The sequence below is a fragment of the Plantactinospora solaniradicis genome (assembly GCF_042658085.1).
Lineage (GTDB): Bacteria > Actinomycetota > Actinomycetes > Mycobacteriales > Micromonosporaceae > Plantactinospora > Plantactinospora solaniradicis.
On the sequence record NZ_JBHSPR010000054.1, the window covers coordinates 1 to 13100 of the forward strand.

Annotated in this window: 12 protein-coding genes; 4 read left to right on the forward strand and 8 right to left on the reverse strand. The window is 71.6% G+C overall.

All coding sequences use genetic code 11. The annotated features are described in order from the left end of the window. The first annotated feature begins 97 nt into the window (after nt 1-97). Both ACFP2T_RS37850 and ACFP2T_RS37855 read left to right on the forward strand, forming a co-directional pair. Entirely contained in the window at nt 98-718 is a 621-nt protein-coding gene (locus tag ACFP2T_RS37850; RefSeq protein WP_377430776.1) for a hypothetical protein, read from the forward strand. A 151-nt stretch (nt 719-869) separates the two neighbouring features. Continuing rightward, the gene (locus tag ACFP2T_RS37855; protein WP_377430778.1) at nt 870-2357 is read left to right on the forward strand and encodes a serine/threonine-protein kinase; all 1488 of its coding nucleotides are present in this window, start codon (nt 870-872) and stop codon (nt 2355-2357) included. Nucleotides 2358-2366: 9 nt separating this feature from the next. On the opposite strand, the gene ACFP2T_RS37860 is transcribed toward ACFP2T_RS37855, so the two are convergent. Then, nucleotides 2367-2897, reverse strand: a complete 531-nt coding sequence (locus tag ACFP2T_RS37860) for a hypothetical protein (protein ID WP_377430781.1) — start codon at nt 2895-2897, stop codon at nt 2367-2369. Nucleotides 2898-2901: 4 nt separating this feature from the next. Beyond that, nucleotides 2902-3477, reverse strand: coding sequence for an RNA polymerase sigma factor (locus ACFP2T_RS37865; RefSeq protein WP_377430783.1), 576 nt, complete (start codon nt 3475-3477; stop codon nt 2902-2904). Nucleotides 3478-3586: 109 nt separating this feature from the next. On the opposite strand from ACFP2T_RS37865, the gene ACFP2T_RS37870 reads away from it, so the two are divergent. After that, nucleotides 3587-5134, forward strand: a complete 1548-nt coding sequence (locus tag ACFP2T_RS37870) for a DUF2207 family protein (RefSeq protein ID WP_377430786.1) — start codon at nt 3587-3589, stop codon at nt 5132-5134. Nucleotides 5135-5177: 43 nt separating this feature from the next. Here ACFP2T_RS37870 and ACFP2T_RS37875 read toward each other — a convergent pair whose 3' ends face one another. Then, nucleotides 5178-6014, reverse strand: coding sequence for a hypothetical protein (locus ACFP2T_RS37875; protein WP_377430788.1), 837 nt, complete (start codon nt 6012-6014; stop codon nt 5178-5180). Nucleotides 6015-6329: 315 nt separating this feature from the next. Here ACFP2T_RS37875 and ACFP2T_RS37880 point away from each other — a divergent pair, with 315 nt between their 5' ends. Continuing rightward, nucleotides 6330-7625 carry an aldehyde dehydrogenase family protein gene (locus tag ACFP2T_RS37880; protein ID WP_377430790.1) on the forward strand — a complete coding sequence of 432 codons (1296 nt, stop codon included), beginning with the start codon at nt 6330-6332 and terminating at the stop codon, nt 7623-7625. A gap of 17 nt (nt 7626-7642) precedes the next feature. On the opposite strand, the gene ACFP2T_RS37885 is transcribed toward ACFP2T_RS37880, so the two are convergent. From ACFP2T_RS37885 to ACFP2T_RS37905, 5 genes are all read right to left on the reverse strand, one after another. Next, the gene (locus ACFP2T_RS37885) at nt 7643-7858 is read right to left on the reverse strand and encodes a helix-turn-helix domain-containing protein (RefSeq protein ID WP_377430792.1); all 216 of its coding nucleotides are present in this window, start codon (nt 7856-7858) and stop codon (nt 7643-7645) included. A gap of 179 nt (nt 7859-8037) precedes the next feature. After that, a complete protein-coding gene (gene rhaS / locus ACFP2T_RS37890) occupies nt 8038-9099 on the reverse strand; it encodes a rhamnose ABC transporter substrate-binding protein (RefSeq protein ID WP_377430795.1) in 1062 nt (353 codons plus the stop codon). A gap of 85 nt (nt 9100-9184) precedes the next feature. Then, nucleotides 9185-10213, reverse strand: coding sequence for an ABC transporter permease (locus tag ACFP2T_RS37895; RefSeq protein ID WP_377430798.1), 1029 nt, complete (start codon nt 10211-10213; stop codon nt 9185-9187). Further along, nucleotides 10203-11264 carry an ABC transporter permease gene (locus ACFP2T_RS37900; protein ID WP_377430800.1) on the reverse strand — a complete coding sequence of 354 codons (1062 nt, stop codon included), beginning with the start codon at nt 11262-11264 and terminating at the stop codon, nt 10203-10205. The genes ACFP2T_RS37895 and ACFP2T_RS37900 overlap by 11 nt, the downstream gene beginning before the upstream one ends. 19 nt (nt 11265-11283) lie before the next feature. Beyond that, nucleotides 11284-12873 carry a sugar ABC transporter ATP-binding protein gene (locus tag ACFP2T_RS37905; RefSeq protein ID WP_377430802.1) on the reverse strand — a complete coding sequence of 530 codons (1590 nt, stop codon included), beginning with the start codon at nt 12871-12873 and terminating at the stop codon, nt 11284-11286. Nucleotides 12874-13100 lie beyond the last annotated feature (227 nt).

Here is a 13100-nt window from a genome sequence, read left to right on the forward strand (position 1 = left end):
ACACGACCGAAGCATGTCATGAGCAGGACTGCCGATGCATGATCGACAGGACACGCCCTAACCGGATGACAAGCCCAGTCAGACCGGAGGAACCATCATGCACAGGTCGACCACCCGCCACGTCGCCGTCCTCGGCGTCATCCTCACCGGAGTCCTGCTCGCCCTGGTCCCGCCCGGGGCCGCCCCGGCGGTCGCGGCCGGGTCCGTTCGGAACGGTCCGGAGGGGCGCGCATCCATCGCCGCCCTCGCGGCCCAGCATGCTCCGCAGCGCCACCGGCTCGGCGTCGACGGAATCGGCCCCTACCGGATCGGAGTCTCCACCCTCGCCGGACTCACCCGGCGCGGCCTGGTCACCGATGTCCAGGAGGAGCCGACCTGCACCGGCTACCACGCCGCGGCGGCCACCGGCCGGTACGCGGACAAACTGCTGTTCAAGTTCGAGGGCGAGCTGCTGGTCCAGATCTCCACGACCGACCCGACGATCCTGACCCGGGATGGCGGGCGGGTCGGCCTGACCCTCGCCGATCTGGCGGCCCGGTACGGCTCACGGGGCGAGATCGTCAACGGTAAGTGGTGGCTGCGCGCCTTCCTCGTACCGGTCGGCACCAGGGTCATCGCGTTCTTCGAGGACCCCTACACCCCGTACGTCTACCGCGTCTCCAGTGGAGAGCGGGAGCGGGTTCTCGCCTCCTTCACCGGTGGCGACGACCAGTGCTGACCCTCGTCAGGTGAACGGGACCCCTCGGTCGCGGAGCGTTCCGGCGCCGTACCCGAGGGGTTTCCGCCGCCCCGCGCCGGCCCGGTCACCCGGCCTATCCTTGGGTGGTGACCAGCGCGCGGCGCCCCGGCGACACCGGTCAGCCGCCCTCGTGAACCCGCTGCGGCGGATCGGCCCCTACCGGGTCGAACGGCTGCTGGGCTTCGGTTCGTTCGCCACGGTGTGGCTGGGGCACGATCCGTCCCTCGGCTCCCGGGTGGCGATCAAGGTGCTGGCCGAGAACTGGTCCCACGACCTGCGGGTCCGGGAACGGTTCCTGGACGAGGGCCGGCTGCTGTGGCGGCTGGATCACGAACGCCTCGTCCGGGTGTACTCCGTCGGCGAACTGGACGACGGTCGCCCGTACCTCGTGATGGCCTGGGCCGAGGGTGGCAGCCTCCGGGACCGCCTCGCCACCGGGCCGATGCCGGTCGCGCAGGCTCTGCACGTGTTGCGGGAGATCGCGGCCGGAGTCGGCGTCCTGCACGCGAGCGGGATCGTGCACCGGGACCTGACGCCGGGCAACGTGCTGTTCCAGCCCAGGCCGTCGACAGTCGAATCCGATCCGACCGACTCGGTCCTGATCGCGGATCTCGGCCTCGCCAAGGCCATCGCCGCGGCGTCCGGACTGACGGCTCGGGCCGGCACCCCGGGCTACATGGCGCCCGAGCAGGAGTCGTCGCTGGCGCTCGTCGACGCTCGAACCGACGTCTTCGGACTCGGTCGCCTCGGCGCGACGCTCCTCGGCGCAACGCCGCACGACCCAACGCGGCACGACGCGACGCCGCGCGAGCCGGAGTCGTCTCCGGACACGTCGGCCAGCCCGAGCGCCGATCGGCTGCGGGAGCCCAGCGCGACGCCGGAGAGCTGGCCGGTGCTCCGGTCCGGCGTGCCTGCCGGCGTCGCCGCCGTGCTCCGGAAGGCGACCGCCCACCGGCCGGATGGCCGCTACCCGGACGCCACGGCGTTCGCCGCCGCGCTGGACCGGGCCATCGGGGTCGGGCCGGACGAACCGGTCGGGAGCCGTCGTCCGCGACGCGGCCGTACGCTGCTGGCGGCGGGGCTGGTCGCCCTGGTCGTCACGCTCTCGGCGGCGACGTTCACCCTGCTGAGGGTGGACTGGCCGGACCGGCATGCGGACATCGGCGAGGACTCGACGGGCCGGATCACCGTTGCCCTGCCAAACGGTTGGCGCGTCACGGGATCGGGCTGGATGGGGCAGCGTGGGCCGGACGGGGCCCTGGAGCCCGCACTGGTGATGTCGCCGGATCCGGACCGGTGGCGGAGCGATCCGGCCGTACCCGGGGCGTTCGTCGGGCTGTCCCGGACCCTGGCCGCCCGGCACAGCCCCGCCGGGTACGTCGCCGAGCATCCACACGCCGAGTGCGACCCATCCCCGGTCCGGACGGTACGGCGGGGCTCCATCGACTGGTTCGTGGCCGGGTTCACCGCCTGCCGGGAGGGGAAGCCGGTGATCGTCGAGGCCGCCGGTATCGGCCCGGACGACGCCGGCCTGGTGTACGTACAGGTCGCGCCGCCGGTGGAGTCCACACCGGACTTCGTCGACAACCTGCTGGCCGGGGTCCGGGCGCGACCATGAGCCCGGAGGTCATTCGACCACCAACACGGTGATCGTGTGGCTGCCCGTCTCGCCGGTGATCTCGACCGTGACGCTGCCGGGGCTCAACAGGCGGCAGTCGACCACCCCGCCCTCCCAGTGCTGTGCCACCCGGTCGGCCGGGGTCGCCGTGACGGTCCCCGGCCCGACATTCTGGACCCGGAGGACCGAGGCCACCGTCAGGCAGAGCGCCTTCGGCAGCAGCGCGTGGTCCGATCCGTCGACCGGATAGATCACCGGCGGTAGGCAGGCCGGGGAGAGCTCGGTGCTCGGGGAGGTCGTGCCGGCGGTGCGCGTACGCCGGGGTGTGGTCACCGGAACGGGCGCGGGCGGCGGCAGGGCCTTCGTCGACGTGACGCTCGGCTCCGGTGAGGTGCCGGACGCCGCGACCCCGGTCGCCGTTCCCGCCGGGGTGCGGCTCGGCCATCGGCCGGGCAGGGGTGCGACCGGCGCCGAGCCACAACCCGCCACCAGCGCCGACCCGACCAGCATGCCCAGTACCCGGGGCGATCGGCGTCGCACGGGATCAGGCCAGGCTGTCGGTGAGTCGGTCGCGCAACCGGCGCCGCGCCTGATGGATCCGCGACTTCACGGTGCCCTCGGGCAGTTCCAGCAGGAGGGAGATCTCCCGGTACGGCAGGCCGAGGATGTCGCGCAACGCCACCGGCTCGGCGAATTCGGGGCCGATCGCCTCCAGCGCGTCGAGCAGGTCCAGCCGGGTCCCCGCGACCACACTGGTACGGCGCGGGTCGGGCGCGTCCGGCATCGGTCCGCCCCGTCCCTCGGCTTCGAACCGGCGACGCAACGCCTGGTAGGTCGACCGCGACCGGTTGGCGGCGATCCGATGCAGCCAGGTCCGGAACGTCGCGCGGCCGTCGAACCGGGTTATGCCCCGGGCAACCGCCAGGAGGGTGTCCTGACACGCTTCCTCGGCGTCCTCCCGGTTCGGCAGGAAACGCGCCGACATCCGCAGCACGTCGGGGCGGATCGCGACGAGCAGGCGGTCCAGGGCTGCCCGATCGCCGTCGGCGGCGGCTCGGGCCAACCCGTCCAGGTCGTGCAGGTCGTCCGGGCCGGAGGGCACGGTACCGAGTCTAGGCACCGTGTCCACCCTGGCCGGACGGATGATTGGATCTCTTGACGACGTCTCGCAACATCATCTTTGACGACCGCCGACGGGTGTCCGGCGGAGCCAGACAAGCGCAGAGGTGATGACCCGTGAACTCCGTCCCCGGTGCCGCACCGCCCGGATCCGTTTCCCGCCCGGTCGCCGGATGAACGCCGTCGATCTGGTCGTCGAGGTCGGGCTGCCGGCGGCCAGCCTCGCCGTCTGGGCCACCGCCTACTGGGCCGCCCGGCTGGCCACCCGCCCTCGGCACGTCCCGCCGACCGCGCCCGCGGCGGAACTGCCCGGCCCGGAGTCCCCCGCGCTGGTCAGCCTGCTGGCGAACCGTTGGCGGATCACCACCGACGCCGCCGAGTCGACCCTGCTCGACCTCGCTGCCCGTGGGTACCTCGAGCTGCGCCAGGCCGGTCCGGATCCGATGGGAACAACCGTCCACCTCGTCGACGGCCCCACCGACCGCCCCGGCGACGAACTGAACGGCTACGAGCGGCAGGTGTTGCACCGGGTCGTCGAACGGGCGGTCGACGGTGTGCTGCCGTTGACCGCCCTGGCGATGCACGACGAACAGCAGTCGGCGAGATGGTCGAAGACGTTCCGGCGGTCGGTCGCCGCGGAGGCGCGGCGACTCGGGCTGTCCCGCCGCCGCTTCCCGAAGAAACTGGTCACCGGGCTCACCGTGGTCGGCGGGGTGGCCGCACTGGGCGTGGGCCTCGGTGCGCTGCACTACCTGATCCGGTCCGGCGAGTTGGCCAACACCGACAGCGACAACACGTTCGGCGGGCTCGCCGTCATCCTGGTCACCGCGAGCGTGCTCGCCGGGATCGCCGGCCGGGACCACGGGGAACGCGACACCCCCGACGGCCGGACCGTCGCCGCCCGGTGGCTCGGGCTGCGCGCCTGGCTGGAGGGGCAGCAGTCCTTCGCCGACGCACCTCCGGCGGCGGTCACGGTGTGGCGCCGGCACCTGTCGTACGGGGCCGCGCTCGGAATCACCCGGACAGCGTCCCGGATCATCCACCTCGGCCTGGCCGACCGGGAACGGCTCTGGTCGGCGTACGGCGGCAGGTGGCGACAGGTGAGCGTCAGTTATCCCAGCGGGCTCCCCCGGTACGGGCAGTCGCTGGGCTGGATCGGGTTCCGGGCGGTGCTCGCCGGCATGGTCGGCGGGACGTTGACCTCCGTGCTCGGATCGCTCTGGCTGGGCGAGGGCGGGTGGGCCTACACCGGGCAGGAGAGCGGGCTGCCCAGCGTGGCGAGCGACGAATGGTGGCGACTGCTCACGGGCGACCCGATCATGGTCGGCTTCGCGCTCGCCGGTATCGGGGCGTTGTGCTACGCCGGATATCTCGCCCTGCGGGTCGTGCTCGACCTGGCCGCCCCGGGGAGCGTCACCGGAGAGGTGCTCTGGCACCAGGTGTGGCAGACCCGCCATTCGGAGTCGGCCGGTCGCACCCGCGTACCGGTGAACTACTACCTCGCCGTCGACGACGGCCGGGCCGACCGGACCCGGGCCTGGGTCCTCCCCGCGGAGATCGCCGACCAGTGCCGCCTCGGCGACGTGATCACCGCCCGCGTCCGCCCATGGACCCGCCGAGTCCGCAGCGTCACCGTCCACCGCCCGGCCCGGGTGTAAGGAAGGGCCCCTTCTTATCGTTTTCTGTAAGAAGGGCCCCTTCTTAACCGCTCCGCCCGTTGAGGTAGTCGGAGAGGGAGGAGGGTCTGACCAGGGTGGCGCGGCACCAGTCGACCAGTACGAGGTTGGCCGAGCGCATGGCACGCTCCAGTCCGGTGACGAGTCCCGGCTGTGGCTCGGGCGCCGGGCCCGGTTCGGCGTTCAGGGCGTGCAGACCCAGTACCGCGACCGCGTCGCCGTCGGCGAGACCGTAGAGGAGCACCCGCCCGACGGCCACCGCGAACGAACTGGGCACGACTCCGCGCTGATCTCGGAACCCGATCCCGCCACGGTCGCGGGCGGACGGCGGCAGCGCGGCCAGCAGCCGGCGCCGGGACACCGACGCCGAGAGCGGCCGGATCGGCTGGGTCCGGACGTGGATGCCCTGGAACCCGTACACCCGGCCGTCGTCGTCCCGGCGGGCGTGCTGTTCGTAGCTCTGGCGTACCGCGCGCAGCTCGGTCTGGACCAGGTCCGTGAGGTCGGCGCTGACCAGCTCCACCTGCCGCCAGTCGTCCTCGTGCAGCTCGACACGGTCACCGCTGCCGGGGAAATCGGCCACCGAGGGCAGGACGGCACAGATCGTCGGCAGGGAGTACAGGACGTCGGCCGGCGACACCGACTCGATCCGGCGCAGCGTCAGCGCCAGCGCTCCGGTCGCGCCGAACTCCGCCGCCGTCGGTGGTTCGGCCCGCTCGACCGACCACGCCGCGCCGGCCAGTTCCAACGTGGTCTGGGTCTGGAAGCTCTCCGGCAACTGCGCGACCGGCAGTTCGCTCCGGCCGATCTGCGCTCCGGTGTCGGCGTCGAAAAACACGACTCGTACCAGGTTCTCCGACATGGGACGGAACCTTATCCGTACCCCGCCGGGAGGTCGCGACCCCCCGGCGGGCGTCGCAGCGCCCGGCCGGACGGGCCGCCACCGGTACGCTCTGCGACGGCGCGGTCACGATGGCGTCCCGAGCCGGCTCGGGCGCCAGAATCTGGGACAGCGACTCGGTCGGCCCCGACGGCTGTCGTCGGATGCGACACTGGCGACTCTTCCGGGCTCACCGGCAGGGCTGCGCCGCGGCATCATTGCTCCCTCGTTGAACAAGATGTCAGACTCGGTCTGTGCCGGTGGCACGCGGTACGGGAATGCGAAGGAGACCAGACGGTGGTGTCGAGCGAGGCAACTGACCAGGGCCGGGAGGGTGCGGACGGCGTACCCGCGCTGGTTGCCGAGGCCGGCCGTCGGGCCCGGGCCGCGTCGGCCGGGCTGATGGCCGCGCCGGACGCGGTGGTCGACTCCGCCCTGAAGGCGATGGCGGACCGTCTGGTCGCCGCCGAGGCCCAGATCCTGGCCGCCAACTCCCAGGACGTCGAGACCGCCCGGGCCAGCGGGATGAGTCCCGCGCTCCAGGACCGGCTCCGGCTGGACACCGGCCGGCTGAAGGGCATGGCCGACCAGCTCAGGCTGCTCGCCGAGGCACCGTTCCCGGCCAGCGAGACGTTCCTGCGGTCGCTGCCCGGCGGACTGCGGCTGTCCGAGCGCCGCCGCCCGGTGGGCGTCATCGGGGCCAACTTCGAGGCCCGCCCGAACGTGACGGTCGACGTGGCGTCCCAACTGGTGAAGTCGCGCAACGCGGGTGTCCTGCGTACCGGCTCCGCCGCGCTCACCTCCGCCAGCGCCCTGTACGAACACGTCATCGCCCCCGGTCTCGCCGACGTCGGGCTCGATCCGGACGCGGTCCAACTGCTCTCGGACGCCAGCCGGGAGAGCGCCGTCGCGCTGGTACGTCAGCCGGACCTGATCCCGCTGGTGATCCTGCGCGGCAGCGGTGACGCCACCAGGGCGCTCGGCGCCGAGGCCGCCCGGCACGGCGTACGCACGCTCGCGCACGCGGACGGTGGAGGCGTGCTGTACGTCGACGCAGCGGCCGATCTCACCCGGGCGACCGAGCTGCTGGTCGCCGGCCTGGACCGGCTGGGCGTGTGCAACCGGGTGAACCTCCTGCTCGTGCACGGGAGCATCGCCGAACGGGCCGTACCGGCCTTCCAGCGCGCAATGTACGAGCTGGGCGTACGCGCGTCGCTGCCGCCGTACGACCACCCGGTCGGCTACGAGTGGGCCCTGGACAGCGGCCGGGAGGCGACGGTCACGATCGCCGTCGTCGCCGACCTCGACGAGGCGGTCACGATCGCGAACACCGAGACCTCGGGGCTGGCCGCGACCATCGTGACCGAGGACGAGGCGGCGGCACGGCGGTTCATCGCCGCCGCCGTCGGCACCGGTGTCTTCTGGAACGCCTCGACCCGGCTGCTGGACGGGTTCAAGCTGCACGGCGTACCGGAGACCGGGATCAACGTGGACCACGTGCCCGGACCGCGTGGGCCGGTCACCTTCCAGGATCTGTTCCTCCGCCAGTACGTGGTGGTGCCGGAGGACGACCGGTCGGCCGGCTCGAACTGAGGATCGCAGGCCGCCGGTCAGAGCAGGCCGTGCCGGACCGCCCAGACCACCGCGGAGATCGGCGCCGGTACACCGAGCCGGTCACAGATCGCCCGCGTACGGCGTCGGACGGTCCGCTCGGACATGTCCAGCCGGCGGGCGACCGCGTCGATCGGAAGGCCCTGGGCGAGCAGTCGCAGCAGGGTGAGTTCCTCGTCGTCCAGTAGTTGGCGTTGCACGATCGGTACGGTCACGGACGCCACCCCTTCCTCTCGATGCGGTACTGCCGTCCTGCTCCGATCTGTGCTCTGGCCCAGCATCGCCGTCGGGTCAGCGCGAGCGACGCTCCGCGTGCTCTGTGACGGATCGGGCGAGTATGGAGACTTCCCGGTGCCGCCACGCGCACGGCGGGTGGCGGCACCGGGAAGGTGGATCAGAAGTTGAACTGGTCGATGTTCGCCGCGTCGAAGACGGTCGGCGGGCCGAGCACCACGACACCCTCGGTGCCGACCGTGTACTCCCCGAGCTTGCCCGCGGTGAACTTGTCACCCTCCTTGCCGCTGATCATGCCGGAGGCGAGTGCGGCACCGGCGTACGCGGCCAGATAGCCCAGGTCGGCCGGGTTCCACAGCGCGAAGCTCTTCACCGTGCCGTCCTTGACGAAGTCGCGCATCTGGTTCGGGGTGCCCAGCCCGGTCAGCGCGACCTTGCCCTTGTACTGGGAGCCGGACAGGTAGCGGGCCGCCGCCGCCACGCCCACCGTGGTCGGCGAGATGATCCCCTTCAGGTCCGGGTGCGACGACAGCAGACCCTGGGTCTCCTGGAACGACTTGTCGTCCTTGTCGTCGCCGTACACCGTGGTGACCAGCTCGATCTTGCTGTACTCCGGCTTCTTCAGCTCGGTCTTCATCAGCTCGATCCAGGCGTTCTGATTCGTCGCGTTCGCGGTCGCCGAGAGGATCGCGATCTTGCCCTGGCCACCGATCGCGTCGGAGATCAGCTTGACCTGGTTCTCCGCGATGCCCTGCCCGGTCACCTGGTTGACGAAGAGGTCGCGGCAGTCCTTGTTGGTGTCGGAGTCGAAGGTGACCACCTTCGCACCGCCCTGCCGGGCCTGGTTGACCGCGCCGCAGATCGCGTTCGGGTCGTTGGCCGACACGACGATGACGTCACTGCCCTGCTGGCTCAGCGTGTTCAGGTAACTGACCTGCGACGAGGCGCTCGCCTCGGACGGGCCGACCTCCTTGTACTCGCCCTTGAACTCCTCGACCGCGGCCTTGCCCCCGTTGTCGGAGACCGTGAAGTACGGGTTGTTGACCTGCTTGGGCAGGAACGCGACGCTCAGCCCCTCCTTGATGGAGCTTCCACCGCCGGCCGCCGAGTCGCCCGGGGCCGCGCCCTCGTCGTCGCTCGCACACCCGGCGCTGAGCACCAGCGCCGCCAGTGTGGCCACGGTGGCGCCGAGGCGTACTGCTCTGGATCGAATGACAGTCATGACCGGTCCTTTCTCGACATACAGCTGTCCGTACCTTCGACGCCGCCGGTGGGATCCCGCAGCGGTGGGGAGAGGTGTGACGTGGTCAGGCGCCTGGAGCGCCCGCCACCGGCGATACGGCGGATCGTCGGCGCCGGGTTCTGTCCCGGAGCATGCCGACCAGATTCGGTCCTACGACGGAGATGATCAGCAGGGTGCCGGTCACCACGGTCAGGGTGTCGGCCGGTACGTCGGCGAGTTGCAGCGCGTTGCGGAGGGTCATCAGCAGCAGCACCCCGGCCATGACGCCGATCAGGGTGCCCCGGCCGCCGAAGATGGAGACACCGCCGAGTAGGACCGCCGCCACCACCGACAGCTCCAGTCCGCTGCCGTTGTCGGCGCGGGCGCTGGCGTACCGCATGGTCCAGAACACACCGGCGAGCGCGGCGACCGCACCGGTGACGACGTACAGCCAGAACTTGGTCCGGGCCACCGCGATGCCGGAGAACGTGGCGGCCTGGTCGTTGTTGCCCATCGCGTACAGGCCGCGACCGATCGGCGTGTAGTGCAGCACCACCCCGAACCCGACGGCCAGCAGGGCGAGCGGCAGTACCACCCACGGCACCGTGGTGCCGGGCAGCGCCTCGATGCTGTTACCGGTCCAGCCGATCGGGAAGTCCGCGACCGCCCGGTCGCCGAGCACCACGTAGGCCAGTCCCCGGTACAGCGCCAGCGTGCCGATCGTCACCGCCAGCGACGGCAGCCCGAACCCGGCGATGAAGAGTCCGTTCACCGCACCCAGCACCGCACCGAGCAGCACCACCAGCGGCAGGACCAGCGGCAGCGGCAGGCCGGTGACCCAGAGCTGACCCAGTACCGCGCTGCTGAGCCCGAGCACGCTGGCCACCGACAGGTCGATCTCCCCGGTGATGACGATCAGCGTCATCGGCAGGGCGATCAACGCGATCGGCACGATGTCGAGCAGCAGGAAACCCCAGAAGCGTGCGCTGGCGAAGCCTTCCACCAGCGCCGACGAGGCGACGACCACCAGGGCCAGGACGACGATCACCAGCACGTCCCAGGTGCCGAGCGCGGCGAACCAGCGGGCCGGTCGGCCCGTTCCCTCAGGCGCCACGGGCCTTACCTCCTCGTAGACGTTGGGCCACCCGCGTGGCGAGCGCCCGGTCCATCCCGATCGCCGCCAGGATCAACGCACCGACGACGGCCTGCTGCCAGAACGGGCTGACGTGCAGCACCGGCAGCGCGCTGCCGATGGTGCTCAGCAGCACGGCGCCGAGTGCCGCGCCGTACACCGAGCCGCTGCCGCCGAAGATCGCGACCCCGCCCACCACCACGGCGGCGACCACGTTCAGTTCGATGCCGTTGCCGGACGCGGCGTCGACGGTGCCGAACCGGGCCGCGTACAGCACTCCGGCCAGTCCGGCGAGTGCGCCGCTGACCACCAGCGCGCCGAACACCCGCCGGCCGACCGGGATTCCGGAGAGCCGGGCGGCCGCCGGATCCGAGCCGATCGCGTACAGCTCTCGGCCGCTGCGGTAGGACCGGAGGTAGAAGCCGGCGGCCAGCAACACCACGACCGCGAACAACGCGAGTGCCGGGAAGCCGAGCACGTCGGCCGTACCCATGCCCTTGAAGCCGCTGGGCATGTCGGCGGCGTTGATCTGCTGGCCGGCGGCCCAGGAGTAGTCGACGCCCCGGAAGACGTAGAGGGTGCCGAGGGTGACCACCAGCGCGGGCACCCGGGCCAGCGCGATCAGCGCACCGTTGACGACGCCGCACAGCACGCCGACGCCCACCCCGGCGAGCAGCGCCAGCACGATCGGCGCGTCCGGCATCGCCAGGAACAGCTTGCCGGTGGCGAACGCGGACAGGCCGAGGACGGATCCGACCGACAGGTCCACGTTGCGGGTGATGATGACGATCGCCTGACCGACGGCGAGCACCACCAGGATGGTCGCGCCGAGCAGCAGGTCGGTGCGGCCCTGGCCGGAGACGAACCTCGGGTTCACCACCGTCGTCACGCCGAGCAGCAGCAGCAACGCCAGCGCGATGCCGAGTTCCCGGCCCAGGAACAACCGATGGGCGGCGCGGACACCGGCGGCGGGCGGCGCCACCCGTTCCGGCGCCGGGCCCGGGGCCGTGTCCGGTGTGCTCGTGGTGCTCACAGCTCTCCTCCCTGCCCGATCACGGCTTTCCTCCCTGACCAGTCGCGGCGATCTGACCGGTCGCGGCGCCCTGACCGGTCGCGGCGATCTGACCGGTGGCGGCGATCTGACCGGTGGCGGCGAGCATCACCGACTCCTCGGTGGCCGCGTCCCGGGCTATCTCCTGGACCAGCCGCCCTTCGTGCATCACCAGCACCCGGTCGGCCATGCCCAGCACCTCGGGCAGCTCGCTGGAGACCATCACCACCGCCACACCCTCGGCGGCGAGCTGGGACATCAGCCGGTGCACCTCGGCCTTGGTGCCGACGTCGATTCCCCGGGTGGGTTCGTCGACGATCAACACCTTCGGGCTGGTGGAGAGCCACTTCGCCAGCACCACCTTCTGCTGGTTGCCGCCGGACAACGTCGACACCGGGTCGCCGAGCCGCCCCGCCTTCACCTGGAGCCGCTCGGTCCAGGTCCCGGCCGCGCGGCGCTCGGCGCCCCACCCCAGCAGGCCGAACCGGGCCAGCGACCAGCGCCGGGTCAGCGTGGCGTTCCGCTCGATCGACAGCTCCATGACCAGGCCCTGCTGCCGGCGGTCCTCCGGCACCAGCGCCAGGCCCGCGGCCATCGCCGCCGCCGGTCTGGACCGGGGCAGGCGTACGCCGTCGACCAGGACCTCGCCCGCGTCGTACGGGTCGACACCGAAGACCGCCCGGATCACCTCGCTGCGGCCGGCGCCGACCAGGCCCGCGAGGGCGACGATCTCCCCTCGGCGCACATCGAAGCCGATGTCGGAGAAGACTCCGCGCCGGGTCAGGCCGCGTACCTGGAGGATCACCTCCCCGGCCGGGGTCTCCTCCTTGGGGAACAGCTGTGAGACCTCCCGGCCGACCATGCGCCGCACCACCTGGCCCACGTCCAGGTCCTCGGTCCGGTCGGTCGAGACCCACCGCCCGTCGCGCATCACCGTGATCCGCTGGGAGAGCGCGAACACCTCGTCGAAGCGGTGCGAGATGAACAGGACCGCCGAACCGGCCTCGCGCAGCGAGCGGACCACCGCGAACAGCCGCTCCACCTCCACTCCGGACAGTGCGGCCGTCGGCTCGTCCATCACCAGCACCCGAGCCTCGAAGGACAACGCCTTGGCGATCTCCACGAGCTGTTGGTCGGCGATGGAGAGGCCGCGCGCCGGCCGATCCGGATCAAGGGGTACGCCGAGCCGCGCGAACAGCTCCGTCGCGCGTTTCCGCATCAACGCGGCGTCGATCCGGCGCAGACCCCGCAGCGGCTGCCGGCCCATGAAGATGTTCTCTGCGACCGACAGATCGGGGAACAGCGTCGGCTCCTGGTAGATCACCGCGATCCCGGCGGCCCGGGCGTCGGCCGGGCCGGTCAGCTCCAGCGGTGCCCCGTCGAGGGTCAACTCACCGGCGTCCGGCGCGTGCACCCCGGCCAGGATCTTCACCAGTGTCGACTTACCCGCACCGTTCTCACCGACGAGTGCGTGCACCTCGCCCGACCGCAGTTCGAGACGTACGTCGACCAACGCGTGCACCGCGCCGAACGACTTCCGTACGCCGGACAGGGCCAGCCGCGCCGCATCGTTGTCCGCATGCTCGGGCATCAACGCCCTCCAGCCATGAAACGTTTCAGTCCGATGTGATGAAGACGGTAGAGCCAGCCTTCCCGGCCGGTCAAGCGTTTCATGGCGGTTACTGAATCGTTACTCGGAGGTAAGCCCTTTCCTAGACTGCCGTCGATGCCCTGGGCAGCGCCGACGCCTCGACAGTCGGTCGGAATCCGCTCGGCGATGCCTCCGACCAGCGCCGCAATGGCCACTTTCGGTCAGAG